12 protein-coding genes and 1 tRNA gene are annotated in these 14,873 nt (G+C 63.3%); 8 read left to right on the top strand and 5 right to left on the bottom strand.

Annotation, left to right across the window (positions count from 1 at the left end; genetic code table 11):
• Window positions 1-14: 14 nt before the first annotated feature.
• Window positions 15-90: transfer RNA gene (locus tag OKW44_RS29410), tRNA-Lys, on the bottom strand.
• Between the two features lie 201 nt (window positions 91-291).
• Here OKW44_RS29410 and OKW44_RS29405 point away from each other — a divergent pair.
• Window positions 292-696: a PaaI family thioesterase gene (locus tag OKW44_RS29405; protein WP_018418954.1), complete on the top strand. Its 405-nt coding sequence runs from the start codon at window positions 292-294 to the stop codon at window positions 694-696.
• A 55-nt stretch (window positions 697-751) separates the two neighbouring features.
• Complete coding sequence (locus OKW44_RS29400; RefSeq protein ID WP_018418955.1) at window positions 752-1,630, top strand: patatin-like phospholipase family protein; 879 nt, start codon at window positions 752-754, stop codon at window positions 1,628-1,630.
• 53 nt (window positions 1,631-1,683) lie between these two features.
• Here OKW44_RS29400 and OKW44_RS29395 read toward each other — a convergent pair whose 3' ends face one another.
• Window positions 1,684-2,697, bottom strand: coding sequence for a D-2-hydroxyacid dehydrogenase family protein (locus OKW44_RS29395; protein ID WP_018418956.1), 1,014 nt, complete (start codon window positions 2,695-2,697; stop codon window positions 1,684-1,686).
• A 388-nt stretch (window positions 2,698-3,085) separates the two neighbouring features.
• On the opposite strand from OKW44_RS29395, the gene OKW44_RS29390 reads away from it, so the two are divergent.
• Window positions 3,086-4,942 (top strand): phosphoenolpyruvate carboxykinase (GTP), encoded by a 1,857-nt coding sequence (locus tag OKW44_RS29390; protein WP_018418957.1) that lies wholly within the window; start codon window positions 3,086-3,088, stop codon window positions 4,940-4,942.
• A 341-nt stretch (window positions 4,943-5,283) separates the two neighbouring features.
• Window positions 5,284-6,390 carry a LysR family transcriptional regulator gene (locus OKW44_RS29385; protein ID WP_018418958.1) on the top strand — a complete coding sequence of 369 codons (1,107 nt, stop codon included), beginning with the start codon at window positions 5,284-5,286 and terminating at the stop codon, window positions 6,388-6,390.
• Between the two features lie 192 nt (window positions 6,391-6,582).
• Here the strand turns inward: OKW44_RS29385 and OKW44_RS29380 are convergent, their stop codons facing one another.
• The 3 genes from OKW44_RS29380 to dprA form a co-directional block, all read right to left on the bottom strand.
• Window positions 6,583-9,249 carry a DNA topoisomerase III gene (locus OKW44_RS29380; RefSeq protein ID WP_018418959.1) on the bottom strand — a complete coding sequence of 889 codons (2,667 nt, stop codon included), beginning with the start codon at window positions 9,247-9,249 and terminating at the stop codon, window positions 6,583-6,585.
• Between the two features lie 309 nt (window positions 9,250-9,558).
• Window positions 9,559-9,936, bottom strand: coding sequence for a thioredoxin family protein (locus OKW44_RS29375; protein WP_018418960.1), 378 nt, complete (start codon window positions 9,934-9,936; stop codon window positions 9,559-9,561).
• A 101-nt stretch (window positions 9,937-10,037) separates the two neighbouring features.
• Window positions 10,038-11,267, bottom strand: coding sequence for a DNA-processing protein DprA (gene dprA, locus OKW44_RS29370; RefSeq protein WP_018418961.1), 1,230 nt, complete (start codon window positions 11,265-11,267; stop codon window positions 10,038-10,040).
• Between the two features lie 275 nt (window positions 11,268-11,542).
• Between dprA and def the strand changes: the two genes are divergently transcribed.
• The 4 genes from def to htpX all read left to right on the top strand — a co-directional run bounded on the left by def (window position 11,543) and on the right by htpX (window position 14,792).
• A complete protein-coding gene (gene def / locus OKW44_RS29365; protein ID WP_026225536.1) occupies window positions 11,543-12,046 on the top strand; it encodes a peptide deformylase in 504 nt (167 codons plus the stop codon).
• 30 nt (window positions 12,047-12,076) lie between these two features.
• Complete coding sequence (gene fmt / locus OKW44_RS29360; RefSeq protein WP_018418963.1) at window positions 12,077-13,072, top strand: methionyl-tRNA formyltransferase; 996 nt, start codon at window positions 12,077-12,079, stop codon at window positions 13,070-13,072.
• A gap of 115 nt (window positions 13,073-13,187) precedes the next feature.
• Window positions 13,188-13,829 carry a LysE family translocator gene (locus OKW44_RS29355; RefSeq protein WP_018418964.1) on the top strand — a complete coding sequence of 214 codons (642 nt, stop codon included), beginning with the start codon at window positions 13,188-13,190 and terminating at the stop codon, window positions 13,827-13,829.
• Window positions 13,830-13,934: 105 nt separating this feature from the next.
• The gene (gene htpX / locus OKW44_RS29350; protein WP_018418965.1) at window positions 13,935-14,792 is read left to right on the top strand and encodes a zinc metalloprotease HtpX; all 858 of its coding nucleotides are present in this window, start codon (window positions 13,935-13,937) and stop codon (window positions 14,790-14,792) included.
• The last annotated feature ends 81 nt before the right edge of the window (window positions 14,793-14,873 follow it).

Raw genomic sequence — 14,873 nt, 5'->3', positions numbered from 1 at the left:
CCCTTTGAATTCTTTGGTGGGGCGTGAGTGACTCGAACACTCGACCTACGGATTAAGAGTCCGCTGCTCTACCAACTGAGCTAACGCCCCAACAGAAGCGAAATTATGCAGGATCTTTTTGAGATTGCCAAGCCCTTTTCGCAGTGCTATTAAAAAGGTCGCATCGTCCGAACTTGAGCGTTCCCTCGACGAAGCCGCCATCCCGAAAACATCGACGCGTCCAACGCTGCCGGTATCATGTCGCGGACACCCTCCCGCACGCAGCATCGCGGCTTTCGCCCGGGGATTCCCATGGATGACAAAGAGATTACCGAGCTGCTCGATCGAGTTCTCGCCCCATGGGTCCGGGCGCTCACGTTGACGCCGATCAAAGTCGACGAGGAAAGCGCCACGCTGCGTCTGCCGTTCTCTGGCGAGTGGCGACACTCGGGCGGCATGATCAGCGGCCAGGTATTCATGGCGGCCGCGGATACGGCGATGGTCGTCGCCATTACCGCCGCGCTCGGCGGCTTCAAGCCGATGAGCACGGTGTCGCTGAACATCAACTTCATGCGCGCGGTCCGCAAGGGCGATGTTCTGATCAAGGCGCGCGTGCTGCGCATGGGCCGCAATCTCGTGTTTGGCGAAGTCGAACTGTTCGACGAAGGCGGCAACATGGCGGTTCAAGCCACTACCACTTACGCGCTGCTCGAGTGAATGCGCGTCGGACCCGAGCGGGCCGCCAACACAATCTGCGCGAAGGAAAAGCAGCATGTTCGATCAGGTCGTATTCGCCGGCGGCGGCAACCGCTGCTGGTGGCAGGCGGGTTTCTGGGACGTCGTGCAGCCGCAGCTCGACATCCGTCCGCGCGTGATCACCGGCATTTCGGCCGGCGCCGCAACCGCGTGCATGATTTACACGCGCGGCGACTCCGACTGGGTTATGCGCTATTACGAAGACGCACTGCGCCACAACACGCGCAACGCCTACTGGGGCAATCTGCTGCGCGGCGAGTCGGTGTTCCCGCATTACCGGATCTACCGTCAGGCGCTGCTCGATATCTATGGCGACAAGTTTTCCAGGCTCGCGCAGGCGCCGGAAATCCGCATCGGCGTGTCGCATCTGCCGCGCTGGCTCGGCGCGAGAAGTGCGGTCGCGGCGGGGCTGGTCGCGTACAACATCGAAAAATACGTGCGCAAGACGCTGCATCCGACGCTCGGTCGGACGCTCGGTTTTCATCCGGAATTCGTGCGCGCGCAGGATTGCGCGAGCGTCGACGAGTTGGCGGACCTGATCCTGCAATCGTCGAGTACACCGCCGTTCACGCCGGTTCTGCGGCGCAACGGCCGGCCGGTGCTGGACGGCGGCATGGTCGACAACGTGCCGGTCGGCGCGCTAGATGCCGACGCGTCGGGCAACGTGCTCGTGATGGTCACGCGTCTTTATCCGCGGCCGCAGATGTTCGTCGTGCCACACGGCGTGCAGCAGCGGCTTTACGTGCAACCGTCGCGCAAGGTGCCGATTTCGAGTTGGGATTACACGAGTCCGTCGCAGATGGTGCACGCCTATAACCTTGGCCGCGCCGACGGCGAGGTCTTCCTCGAACGCATCCCTGCATTGATCGAGGCGGGAGCGCACGAAGCGCGATGAGCGACGCGGCGGGGCGGGCACACATCTGATCCGCCGGCCGCCTCGCCCACCAATCACCGCCGACGCCCGCCCTGCAACGCCTCCGGATTCGCGACACTGGCGGTATCGCCGGCGTCGAACGCGAGGATGTTGTTGAACGCCGCCGAAAAATACAGTTCGTAGCTCTCGCGCTCGACGTAGCCGATGTGCGGCGTGCAGATCACGTTCTCCATGCGCAGCAGGCTGTAGCCTTGCAGGATCGGCTCGCTTTCGTAGACGTCGATCGCGACCATCCCCGGACGGTTGTGCGACAGCGCGTTCACCAGTGCACTCTCTTCGAGCAGCTCGGCGCGGCTCGTGTTCACGAGCAGCGCGGTCGGTTTCATGCGCATCAAATCGTCCTGCTTGACGATGCCACGCGTGTCGTCATGCAGACGCAGATGCAGGGACAGCACATCGCTGGTCTCGAACAGTTCCTCACGACTCGCCGCGACGCTGTAGCCATCGGCGCGAGCGGCTTCGCGCGAGTGCTCGCGGCCCCAGATCAGCACGTTCATGCCGAACGCCTTGCCGTAGCCGGCGAGCAGTCGGCCGATCTTGCCGTAGCCCCAGATCCCTAGCGTCTGTCCGCGCAGCACTTGCCCCAAACCGAAGTTCGGCGGCAGCGCCGACGTCTTCAGCCCCGACTGCTGCCAGGCGCCCTGTTTAAGGTTTGCCACGTATTGCGGAATACGCCGTTGGGCGGCCATGATGAGTGCCCACGTCAGTTCGGCCGGCGCGACCGGCGAACCGCTGCCCTCGAGCACGGCAATGCCGCGCTCGGTACAGGCCGCTAGATCGATGTGGCTCGACACTTTGCCAGTCTGACTGATCATGCGCAAACGCGGCAGCTTGTCTAGAAGTTGCGACGTGATGCGGGTACGTTCGCGAATCAGGACGAGGGCGTCGACTTCCGCAAGACGGCTCGCAAGTTGTCCGAGACCGCGCACGGTATTGTTGAATACTTTGACTTCCTGGTCGGCTAGCAAGTGAAAGCAGTCGAGCTTGCGAACGGCGTCCTGATAATCGTCGAGGATGGCAATCTTCATGGTATGTAATTTGCGGCGCACCTCGTTGGTGCGAACGGAATGTTATGCTGACTGTCCCACCATGTGACTTAGGTCACACGTTAGTCTGGCTAGATGTCCTACCGTAGAAGCTGTCGCACACAAAAGAACGGCAACGCTACGTGAAGGCGAATTGAGAACGTTTTTAGCAGTTTGTTGCGTGTTGAGGCAAGCCGCTTTACACAAGGTTGCAGAAGCCTTGTAGGAAGCGCGCCTCCGCCTGGCAAGCTGTGTGGCCCAGGACGATCTGCGCAATCATGCGCCGACATTGGAAAAATTGACACGTCGGCGCGATGAATTCAATGCCTCTCGCATGCAGCGTCCCGCGGGCTTGTACCGTTTTTCTATTGCTTCAAACGGAGACAAGTCGATGAATCATCCCTCGTTCGAAGGGCAGCCAACTATCGAGGCGCCCACATGGGTCAAACACCGCAAGCTGATCGACTGGGTCCAGCGCATCGCCGCGCTGACCGAGCCTGAAAAAGTGGTCTGGTGCGACGGCTCGCAGGAAGAATATGACCGCCTGTGCGCGCAGATGGTCGAAGCCGGAACCCTGAAGAAACTCAACCCCGCCAAGCGTCCCAATTCCTATCTCGCCTGGTCCGATCCGTCCGACGTCGCGCGCGTCGAGGATCGCACCTTCATCTGCTCGCAGCGCGCCGAGGACGCCGGCCCTACCAACAACTGGATCGCCCCGGCCGAAATGCGCTCGACGCTCGACGGCCTGTTCGATGGCGCGATGCGCGGCCGCACGATGTACGTGGTGCCGTTCTCGATGGGCCCGCTCGGCTCGCCGATCGCACATATCGGCGTCGAGTTGAGCGACAGCCCGTACGTCGCGACCAATATGCGCATCATGACGCGCATGGGCCGCAAGGTGTATGACGTGCTCGGCGAGGACGGCGAGTTCGTGCCGTGCGTGCATTCGGTCGGCGCGCCGCTCGCGGCGGGCGAGCAGGACGTGTCGTGGCCTTGCAACAAGACCAAGTACATCGTGCATTTCCCCGAATCGCGCGAAATCTGGAGCTTTGGCTCGGGCTATGGCGGCAATGCGCTGCTCGGCAAGAAGTGCTTCGCGCTGCGCATCGCATCGACGATGGGCCGCGACGAGGGCTGGCTCGCCGAACACATGCTGATTCTCGGCGTCACCTCGCCGGAAGGGCGCAAGCATCACGTGGCGGCGGCGTTCCCGTCAGCGTGCGGCAAGACCAACTTTGCGATGCTGATCCCGCCGGCGGGCCTGAACGGCTGGAAAATTTCGACGATCGGCGACGACATCGCGTGGATCAAGCCGGGCAAGGACGGCCGCCTGTACGCGATCAATCCGGAAGCCGGCTACTTCGGCGTTGCGCCGGGCACGAGCGAAAAGACCAACTACAACGCGCTCGCCACGTTGAAGGAAAACGTGATCTTCACAAACGTCGCGCTGACCGACGACGGCGACGTCTGGTGGGAAGGCATGACCGACGAGCCGCCGGCGCATCTGATCGACTGGCAGGGCAAGGACTGGACGCCGGCCGAGGCAAAGAAAACCGGCCGCAAGGCGGCGCATCCGAACGCGCGCTTCACGGCGCCGGCTTCGCAGTGCCCATCGATCGACGCGGACTGGGAGAATCCGGCCGGTGTCGCAATCGACGCATTCATCTTCGGTGGCCGCCGCTCGACCACCGTGCCGCTCGTCACCGAAGCGCGCAACTGGGTCGAGGGCGTCTACATGGCGGCGACGATGGGCTCTGAAACCACCGCCGCGGCGGCTGGACAGCAGGGCGTGGTGCGCCGCGATCCGTTCGCGATGCTGCCGTTCTGCGGCTACAACATGAGCGACTATTTCAGCCATTGGCTGAAGACCGGCGAGCGTCTGCAGCAGTTGAGCGCGAAGCTGCCGAAAATCTTTTGCGTGAACTGGTTCCGCAAGGGCGTGGACGGCAAGTTCGTATGGCCGGGCTTCGGCGAGAACATGCGCGTGCTGAGCTGGATGGTCGGCCGCATCGAAGGCACCGCGCAGGGCGAAGAGCATGCGTTCGGCATTTCGCCGCACTATGAGGACATCGATTGGAGCGGACTGAACTTCAGCCGCGAGCAGTTCGAGCAGGTGATTTCCGTCGATGACGCTGCATGGCGCGACGAGCTCATGTTGCACACGGAGCTGTTTGACACGCTGCAACACGGTCTGCCGCCGGCACTGACTGAGGCGAAGCGCGCGCTCGAGGAAAAACTCACAGCTTGAATATGTGAGTGCTCACTCAGCATAAAAAACCGCCCTCGGGCGGTTTTTCGTTGGGCGCCCGGTTTATTTCCGTCTTTTCGAATTCCGCAACGGCCGAACGGCCGTTGCGTCTGTTCGAACAAAAAAGACAGAGCAAGCTGCAGCGCAGCAGATTGTTTTTGATTTGGGAATAATCGTTGGTCAGACCCCGGTTTTATCGATACAGTCGTACCAAAATTGACAATATTTCCTATTTTGCGGGCAACTTCTGCACGATTTTGCGAGTCGTAGGAGAATTCCAAGTTCGCTTCACTGGTTTTCACCAATTGTCAGGAAGCAGTAACAAGGCAGGGAGTTGTCCTATGGATCATTTGCAGTCGATGCGAGTTTTCGTCAAGGTGGCGGATCTCGGCAGTTTTGCCCGCGCCGCGAGCGCGATGGATATTTCCAACGCGGTCGCCACCCGTCACGTCGCCGACCTCGAGGGCCGTCTTGGTACGCGGCTGCTCAATCGCACGACCCGCAGCTTGTCGCTGACCGAATCCGGTCAGGTCTACCTCGAGCGCGCCCGTCAGATTCTCGACGAACTGGAAGACGTCGAACAGATGGTGGTCGCTCGCAATCACGAACCCGTCGGCACGCTACGCATCGTCGCGCCCGTCGTGTTCGGGCTGCATAACCTCGCGCCCGTGCTGCAAACGTACGCGGAGCGCTATCCGAAAGTCATTCCCGACGTCACGCTGGTCGATCGTCAGGTGGACCTCGTCGAGGAGGGCTTCGACGTCGGCGTCGTGATCGCGCGGCAAATGCGCAGCGCGAGCATCGTTACGCGGCGTCTGACTACGGGCTGCATGACCGTCTGCGCAACGCCGGCTTATCTGGAAAAGCATGGCATGCCGACGCGTCCCGAACATCTGCTCGAGCACCCGTGCCTGAGCCTGCCATCCGAATACTGGGGCGATGAACGCGTGTTCACGGGGCCGGAAGGCGAAGTGCGCGTGCGGCCGTCGAACGTGATCGTCGCGAACAACACGGAGATGCTGAGACAGTTTGCGCTGCTCGGCATGGGCACCGCGATTCTGCCGAGCTATCTGATCGGTCGCGACATGACGCGCGGCCGGCTCGTGCGTTTGCTCGGCGATTACCGTTTGCCGCAGGTCGAGATCAATATTGCGTACCCAAGCCGCCGTCACCTGCCGGCCAAGGTGCGCACGTTCATCGACCATCTGGTCGAGCACTTCAACCAGACGCCGAACAGCGTGCTCGGCGAGCAGTGGATCAAGGACGGTCTTGAGCGTCCGGCGACTTCGGACGCGCTCGAGACTGCCGAGTCGCGCGCACCGGAAGCGTTCGATGGCGCCGAGCCGCTGTCGCGGCTTCTCGATAGCGAGCTGTCGCCGGCCGTGCCGAAGCCGATGACGAAGTCGTCCAATCGCAGCCCACGCCCGACGGCGTTGTCGCCGCTGTAAATCTCTGAATGTCGAAGCCCGCAGCGATGCGGGCGGGCATTAAAAAGGCGCAGTCACCTCAAGTGACTGCGCCTTTTCTTTTTTCATGGACCGACGCGGACACACCGCGGGCTGTGCACGGATCGCCGACTGCGGTGGCTAATGTAGCTATTCCTGCTACCACCGCGAGCCGCCGATCCGAATCTCGCCTTACTAGCCGGTTTTTCGCGCTGCGGCCTTTTTCGCCGGTGCCTTCTTGGCCGCCGCGGTCTTGGTGGTGGGCGCCTTCTTCGCCGCCACCTTCCTTTCCGCCGGCTCGGCCTTCACGGCCACCGCGGTATCACCTTCGTCCGCTTCCGGCATCGCCTTGGCCGCAGAACGAGCACCCGAAGTCTTCGCCGCTGCGGTCTTCGCCGCCGCCGGCTCCTTCTTCTCGAATTCGAAGCCGATCTTGCCGTCGTTCTGCTTGACGAGGAAAGCTTTGAAGTTACGGCCGGTACGCGACGACTTGAAGTTCGTCAGCAGATCGGTGCGACCCTCCTCGAGCAGTTTGGCCATCTGCTCGCGGGCGATTTCCTGCTGCAGGATTACCTTGCCGGAACGGAAGTCGCATGACTTCGGATTCGCCACCGAGTTTTCGCAGACGTAGCTCATGCCGTGCTCGAAAACGCGGCCTTGGCACTTCGGACACGCGCCGACCGGCTGCTGATCGGAGAAGTCGGGCGGCTCGCCGTCTTCGCCGGCCGCGTCCTGGCCGAAGTCGAACTCGAGCTTGTAATTCTTGATCTCGTCGTCGAGCGACAGTTTCAGAATCGCCGAGAACGGCCGACCCATCTTGCTGCGGAAGCCCGACAGCGGCCCGATCGTCTTGTTCTGCAACAGTTCTTCGACTTCGGCGATCTCGAACTGACGGCCACCTGGAATCTTCGAGATCGAGAACTCGCACTTCGAGCACGCGAACCGCCGGTAGTTTTCCTTAATCTGGCCACCGCAATTCGGGCAAGGTGTCTGCAATGTCGCGTAATCGCCCGGGATCGTGTCGGAATCGTATTCCTTCGCGCGCTTGACGATGGTCTGCGTCATGCGCGCGATTTCCTGCATGAACGCGTCGCGCGGCAGGTTGCCGCGTTCCATCTGCGACAGCTTATATTCCCACTCGCCGGTCAGTTCCGGCGCGGTCAGCTCTTTCACGCCGAGGCCGCGCAGCAGCGTCATCAACTGGAAGGCCTTGGCTGTCGGAATCAGATCGCGGCCTTCGCGGATCAGATACTTTTCGGTGAGCAGACCTTCGATGATCGCCGCGCGCGTCGCCGGCGTACCGAGCCCCTTGGCCGCCATCGCTTCGCGCAGCTCGTCGTCTTCGACCAGCTTGCCCGCACCTTCCATCGCCGACAGCAGCGTCGCTTCGTTGTAGCGTGCGGGCGGCTTCGTGATCAGTTGCTGCGCGGCGATCTTGTCGGTCTTGACCTTTTCGTCCTTCTGCACCGGCACGAGGTTCGCGTCGTCGCCGCTGGTTTCACGGCCGTAGATCTGCAGCCAACCCGGCTCGACGAGCACCTTGCCCTCGGTCTTGAAGTGGTGGCCGACCACCTCGGTGATACGCGTCGTCACTCGGGATTCGGCGGCAGGGAAGAACACGGCGAGGAAGCGCTTCACGACGAGGTCGTAGAGCTTCTGCTCCGGCTCGGACAGATTCTTCGGCGCCTGCAGCGTCGGGATGATTGCGAAGTGGTCGCTGATCTTCGAGTTGTCGAAGATGCGCTTGTTCGGCTTCACCCAGCCCTTGTCGAGCACCTGCTTCGCGAACGGCAGGTAGTTGTTGCTCTCCTTGAGCATGCCGAGTGTCTGCTTGACCGTGTCCAGATAGTCTTCCGGCAACGCGCGCGCGTCGGTTCGCGGATAGGTCAGCACTTTGTGCTTTTCGTACAGCGCCTGAGCGAGACCCAGTGTGTTCTTCGCCGAAAAGCCGAAGCGGCCGTTGGCTTCGCGCTGCAGGCTGGTCAGGTCGAAGAGGGCGGGCGACAACTGCGTCGACGGTTTCGACTCCTCGGTCACCGTGCCGAGCTGGCCGCGGCAAGCCGCGACGATTGTCTCTGCCGTGGGCAGCGCCCAGAGGCGCGAATCGCGCTTCTCCGGGTCGAACTCGTCGCGCTTGAATTTCGGGTCGAACCAGCGGCCTTCGTAGAAGCCGGCCGCGCAGACGAACTCCGCCTTCACTTCCCAGTAGTCGCGCGGCACGAAGCGTCGAATCTTCTCTTCGCGCTCGACGACGATCGATAGCGTCGGCGTCTGCACGCGCCCGACCGTGGTCAGGAAAAAGCCGCCGCCCTTGCTGTTGAACGCGGTCATCGCGCGCGTGCCGTTGATGCCGACGAGCCAGTCCGCCTCCGAGCGGCAGCGCGCCGCGTCGGCGAGCGGCTGCATCTCTTCGTCGCTGCGCAGCCGCGCGAAACCGTCGCGGATCGAGCCGGCCGTCATCGACTGCAGCCACAGCCGTTGCACCGGCTGTTTGGCTTTTGCGTGCTGCGCGATCAGGCGGAAAATCAGTTCGCCCTCGCGCCCCGCGTCGCATGCGTTGATCAGACGGTCGATGTCCTTGCGCTTCATCAGCTTGGTCAGCACCTTCAGGCGCGACTCGCTCTTCGCGATCGGATTCAAATCGAAATGCGGAGGAATGACGGGCAGATTGGCAAAGCTCCACTTGCCACGCTTGACTTCGTAGTCGTCGGGCGCGGCGATTTCCAGCAGGTGGCCCACTGCCGACGAAATGACGTAGTCGTCGCTTTCGTAGTACTCGTCATGCTTGGTAAAGCCGCCCAAAGCGCGCGCGATGTCGTTCGCGACAGAAGGCTTTTCGGCGATGATCAGTGCTTTGGACATGACTCGATGTGAGGTTGGTAGATCCGGGTTGGTGGCCTTGAGCGCCAACATGGCGCGCGGCGCTCGCTTTGAGACCTCTTTCGACCCAATAACGACCGCTTTATAGCACAAGGCGCGAACCCAACGGGCCAAGTGCCGTAAAAGCGCGTCATCATAATTGCGCGTCCGGCGGTTGATCAACTGCGGCAAACGCCGCGTGCGGACAGTGATGCCAGCCGCGATGCTGTCCCAGGCGATCGGCGGGGGCCTGTGCCGCATGCCGCGCGCCGCGAGGCTTTCCGTTTGACCGGGCGGTGCGCGAGGCCGCCTTCAGGCAACCGCCAGCGCCGGCCGAAGCTTTGGCGCACCGGTTACGCCGGGCAGCGCGGTCAGATCCGACAGCATCCGCTCGACGATCGACACCTGTGGCAAAACCGTACCGAAAAACCGTGTCGTCACCGAGTCTTCGATCAGGACGGTCGGGAAATTCTCGACGTCCAGATCGTCGAACCGATCCGCATGAGTTTCGATGTCGATCCATGCGAAACAGACTTCCGGGTGCCGCTCGGCCAGTTGGTTGAAGGAGTCCCGGTACTCGCGACACGTTCCGCACCACTCCGCGCACAGGCATGCAACGAACAGCGTGTCGGGTTCGTTGACGCGCTCGGCGATCCGGTCCTGGTCGGTGTCGAGGTTCAGCGCGGGCATGAAGTGATTTCCTTGTGTGCTTTGTCGGGTGCTTTGGCGCGAATGTAGCATGGCCGGTCGCGAAAAGTTGCCAATCTGCATTGACGCCGGTCAGTCTCGGCTCAGTCATGATGGGCTCGCATGAAGCGGCCGCCGGGCAGCAGCGTGACCTCGCCGGCGAGTTCGAGCCGGAGCAAGGCGGCGTGCAGGGCGGCGTTCTCCATCTCGGTACGGGCGGCGAGAATTTCAAGCGTGGTCGGCGAATGGCCGAGCGCGGCGAGCAGACGCTGTGCGTCAGGGGCGAGCGCCGGCTGCGAGGCCGGCCCGGACGACCGTGAGTCGGCGAAGGCTGTGGTCGTAGCGGGCAAAGCGGTCCCACCCGACGAAACGTGCAAACCCGCATGCTCCAGCGGCACGGCCCGCTTCGTCGAGCGTCTCGCATCGCCCGCCGGCCGCCGGGCAAAACCGAGTTCCTCCAGCACCTCGTCAGGCGTTTCCACGAGCCGCGCTCCCTGCTTGATCATCCGATGACAGCCGCGCGACAACGGCGCGTAAATCGATCCGGGCAACGCGAACACGTCGCGCCCCATCTCATTGGCAAGCCGCGCGGTAATGAGCGAACCGGAACGCATAGCCGCCTCGACGATCACGACCCCGCTGACCAGCCCAGCGATCAGCCGGTTGCGCTGTGGGAAGTTGGCGGCGCGTGCCGGCGTGCCGAGCGGCCACTCCGAGAGAATCGCACCCTGCGCCGCGATCTGCCGCGAGAGTGCTTGATGCGCGGCGGGATAGACGAGGTCCGCGCCGGTGCCGACCACCGCGACCGTTCCGCCGACACCTTCCAACCCGCCCCGATGCGCGGCGCCGTCGATGCCGAGTGCGAGCCCCGATACGACCGTCACCCCCGCCGCCGACAGTTCTCGCGCGAACCGCCGCGCATCCTCGATGCCCTGCGGCGTCGCGCTGCGGCTGCCTACCAGCGCGACCGCGCGCGTATGCAGCAGATCGAGCCGGCCCTTTATATATAGGAGCGGTGGCGGATCGGGCATGGTCAGCAGCGCGGGCGGATAGGCGGGATCGTCGAGCGTGACGATCTGGTTGCCCGGCTGCTCGCGCCATGCGAGCACCGCATCGAGCTGGCCGTCGAACGCTGGACCCGCCGGCGCCAGCACCGCGCGCGCCGCGGCGTCACCGGCGACCTCCGCGAGCGTCTCCGGCGACTGGGCCAACAGCGCCTGCGGCAGCCCGAATGCGCCCAGCAACAGGCGCAACGCTGCGGGTTTGAGGCCCGGCGCAAGTGACAACCGCAGCCAGGCGGCAAGTTCGATACGGGTTGCGGGCAAGGTCTGCATGCGGTCGCTCCTCTGGCGGGGCCTGCGGGCAGGCGGGCGCCATGCTAGAATTTTCATCATCCGAAATAAGAACGCGGAAATACAACGGCAATGAGCCGCGAATAATCGCGGCGCCGCGCTTACCGGCGCGGGTTCGTCGTCGGGCGCACGAGGCGCGTTGAATCGAACCGGTTCGACACCATCTATCCTCTGCGTATTACGACGGGCTCACAACCTGGCCAAATGGCCAACGCGAGCCTCAACGGTTGGCGGCGTCTCAAATCACACTCGAAATCATGGCTTTACTGAGCATCCTCAATTACCCGGACAAACGGCTGCACAAGGTGGCGAAGCCAGTCCCGGAGGTCAACGACCGTATCCGCCGTCTCGTCGCGGACATGGCCGAAACGATGTACGCGGCGCCCGGCGTCGGCCTCGCCGCCACCCAGGTGGACGTGCACGAACGCGTGATCGTGATCGACGTGTCGGAAACGCACGATGAACTGCTCGCGTTCATCAACCCGGAAATCGTCTGGTCGAGCGATGAGAGGAAGTTGTCGGAAGAGGGCTGCCTGTCGGTGCCCGGGATCTACGACAACGTCGAGCGTGCCGAGAAAGTGCGCGTGCGTGCGCTCAACGCGAAGGGCGAAACGTTCGAGCTCGATTGCGAGGGGCTGCTCGCCGTGTGCATCCAGCACGAAATGGATCACCTGATGGGCCGCGTGTTCGTCGAATATCTGTCGCCGCTGAAGCAAACGCGCATCAAGAGCAAGATGAAGAAGCTCGCCCACGCGATGTAACGCGCTTTCAACTTGCCTACCGCCCCATTCATGAGTCATTCGTTGCGCGTCATCTTTGCCGGCACACCGGAATTCGCCGCGGCCGCGCTGGCCGCGATTCATGGCGCCGGGTTTGCCGTGCCGCTCGTCTTGACGCAGCCGGACCGGCCGGCGGGTCGCGGCATGAAGCTGCAGGCGAGTCCAGTCAAGCGCTACGCACAGGAGCACGGCCTCGCAGTTGCGCAGCCCACGTCGCTGCGCCGCGCTGGCAAATATCCACAGGAAGCCGCCGCCGGCATCGAGCAACTGCGCGCGACGCCGCACGATGTGATGGTTGTCGCCGCCTACGGACTGATCCTGCCGCAGGAAGTGCTCGACATTCCGCGCTTCGGCTGCATCAACATCCACGCGTCGCTGCTGCCACGCTGGCGCGGCGCGGCGCCGATTCATCGCGCGATCGAGGCAGGCGACGCGCAAACCGGCATTACGTTGATGCAGATGGACGCTGGACTCGACACCGGCGCGATGATTTCGGAAGTACGCACCCCCATCTCCGCCGACGACACCACCGCTACCCTGCACGACCGCCTCGCCGGGAACGGCGCGCAACTGATCGTCGACGCACTGATCGAGCTCGAGCGCAGCGGCAAGCTGACGTCGATCCCGCAGCCGGCCGACGGCGTGACCTACGCCGAGAAAATCGCCAAGCACGAAGCGGCGCTCGACTGGCGCCGGCCGGCCGAGGCGCTTGCGCGTCAGGTGCGCGCGTTCGACCCGTTCCCCGGCGGCGCCGGCACGCTCGACGACAGCAGCACCGTCAAGATCTGGGCCGCCACCGCCGTGGCTTCGCCGGCGTCGGGCAGCAACAAGGCGCCAGGCGCCATCGTCGAGGTTGCGCCCGACGGCGTGCTGGTCGCTTGCGGCGAAGGTGCACTGCGTCTGACGCAATTGCAGAAGCCCGGCGGCAAGCGCCTGCCGGTGCGCGAGTTCCTTGCTGGCTCGCCGCTCGCCGCGGGCCAGCGCTTCCAGCTTCCCGAGGCGCAATAAGCGCGTCTCGCACGCCGGAGCATCGTCCATTCGGCCGGTGTCTCCGCGCCCGCCGCGAGCGCGACGCGCGTTAGAATCCTCCATGCAGCAGACTAGGTTTTCGAGGGTTCATCACATGTTCGGCATCGTCCATTTCGAGTTTTTCATCGTCGCGGTTTTTCTCCTGAACATCACCCCGGGGCCGGATACCGCTTATATCGTCGGGCGCAGCGTCGCCCAGGGCCGCGGCGCGGGGCTGATGTCGGCGCTCGGCATTTCGGCGGGCTGCTGCATTCACTCGCTTGCCTGCGCGTTTGGGCTCACCGCGCTGCTGGCCGCGTCGGCCACGGCGTTCACCATAGTCAAATTCGTCGGCGCGATTTATCTGATCTATCTGGGGGTGCGCCTGATCTTCGCGAAGCCGGCCGCGGATGCGCCGGTCGGCGACGCGCGCGCGCCGTCCACGCCGAAGTCGCTGCGGCAGCTGTTCCTACAGGGCTTCTGGACCAACGTGCTGAATCCGAAGGTCGTGCTGTTCTTCGTGTCGTTCTTCCCGCAATTCGTCGCGACGGGCAGCGAACACAAAACCTTCGCGTTTCTCACGCTCGGCGCGGTCTTCGTGCTGATGAGCATGGTCTGGAACAGTTTCGTCGCGTGGATCGCGGGAAGCGTCACGCAGCGTTTCGCGGGCAAAGCTGCAGTCAAGCGCTGGCTCGATCGCGGCGTCGGCAGCGCGTTCGTCGGCCTCGGCATCAAACTCGCGACCGCCTCGCGATAATTGAATTTTCCCGCATCGCCCATATCTAACATTTAGCTTACAATCTGGCGCCGCAATCGCGCGGCACGGAGATGAAGGCCACGCTCGGGGCAAGGAGTTGCAGACATGTTTAACTGGGTGAAAACCGCGATGTTGATGGCCGCGATTACGGCTCTTTTCATCGTGATCGGCGGGATGATCGGCGGTTCGCGCGGCATGATGGTCGCGCTCGTGATCGCCCTTGGGATGAATTTCTTCTCGTACTGGTTCTCCGACAAGATGGTCCTGCGCATGTACAACGCGCAGGAAGTCGACGAAAACAGCGCGCCGCAGTTCTATCGGATGGTGCGCGATCTCGCCACGCGCGCGAACCTGCCGATGCCGCGCGTCTACCTGATCAACGAAGACGCGCCGAACGCGTTCGCCACCGGCCGCAACCCGGAGCACGCGGCAGTCGCGGCGACCACCGGCATTCTGCGCGTACTGTCCGAGCGCGAAATGCGCGGCGTAATGGCGCACGAACTCGCGCACGTGAAGCATCGCGACATTCTGATCTCGACGATTTCGGCGACCATGGCCGGCGCGATTTCCGCGTTGGCGAACTTCGCGATGTTCTTCGGCGGCCGCGACGAAAACGGCCGTCCCGCGAACCCAATCGCGAGCATCGCGGTTGCGCTGCTCGCGCCGATTGCGGGCGCGTTGATCCAGATGGCGATTTCGCGTGCGCGCGAATTCGAAGCCGACCGGGGCGGCGCGCAGATTTCGGGCGACCCGCAGGCACTGGCGTCGGCGCTCGACAAGATCCATCGCTATGCGAGCGGCATTCCGTTCCCGACGGCCGAGGCGCATCCGGCCACCGCGCAGATGATGATCATGAATCCGCTGTCGGGCGGCGGTATCGCGAGTCTGTTCTCGACGCACCCGGCGACCGAGGAACGCATCGCGCGTTTGATGGAAATGGCGCGCACCGGGCGCTTCGACTGAGGCGCCGCGTCGCTCGGCGCGTCGAGCCTGAATTACTGAAGAGCGGGCCCGCGAGGCCCGCTTTTTTTCGCATCGTTCGTC

This window comes from Paraburkholderia lebeckiae, from assembly GCF_050436325.1.
GTDB classification, from domain to species: Bacteria; Pseudomonadota; Gammaproteobacteria; order Burkholderiales; family Burkholderiaceae; genus Paraburkholderia; species Paraburkholderia tuberum.
The sequence above is the reverse complement of the archived record's forward strand: the minus strand, read 5'-3'. Positions and strand labels throughout refer to the sequence as shown.

What these genes read in the sequence shown, in the direction of transcription:
- OKW44_RS29405 (WP_018418954.1), top strand. Translation starts at nt 292, where the DNA reads ATGGATGACAAAGAGATTACCGAGCTGCTCGATCGAGTTCTCGCCCCA.
- OKW44_RS29400 (WP_018418955.1), top strand. Translation starts at nt 752, where the DNA reads ATGTTCGATCAGGTCGTATTCGCCGGCGGCGGCAACCGCTGCTGGTGG.
- OKW44_RS29395 (WP_018418956.1), bottom strand. Translation starts at nt 2,697, where the DNA reads ATGAAGATTGCCATCCTCGACGATTATCAGGACGCCGTTCGCAAGCTC.
- OKW44_RS29390 (WP_018418957.1), top strand. Translation starts at nt 3,086, where the DNA reads ATGAATCATCCCTCGTTCGAAGGGCAGCCAACTATCGAGGCGCCCACA.
- OKW44_RS29385 (WP_018418958.1), top strand. Translation starts at nt 5,284, where the DNA reads ATGGATCATTTGCAGTCGATGCGAGTTTTCGTCAAGGTGGCGGATCTC.
- OKW44_RS29380 (WP_018418959.1), bottom strand. Translation starts at nt 9,249, where the DNA reads ATGTCCAAAGCACTGATCATCGCCGAAAAGCCTTCTGTCGCGAACGAC.
- OKW44_RS29375 (WP_018418960.1), bottom strand. Translation starts at nt 9,936, where the DNA reads ATGCCCGCGCTGAACCTCGACACCGACCAGGACCGGATCGCCGAGCGC.
- dprA (WP_018418961.1), bottom strand. Translation starts at nt 11,267, where the DNA reads ATGCAGACCTTGCCCGCAACCCGTATCGAACTTGCCGCCTGGCTGCGG.
- def (WP_026225536.1), top strand. Translation starts at nt 11,543, where the DNA reads ATGGCTTTACTGAGCATCCTCAATTACCCGGACAAACGGCTGCACAAG.
- fmt (WP_018418963.1), top strand. Translation starts at nt 12,077, where the DNA reads ATGAGTCATTCGTTGCGCGTCATCTTTGCCGGCACACCGGAATTCGCC.
- OKW44_RS29355 (WP_018418964.1), top strand. Translation starts at nt 13,188, where the DNA reads ATGTTCGGCATCGTCCATTTCGAGTTTTTCATCGTCGCGGTTTTTCTC.
- htpX (WP_018418965.1), top strand. Translation starts at nt 13,935, where the DNA reads ATGTTTAACTGGGTGAAAACCGCGATGTTGATGGCCGCGATTACGGCT.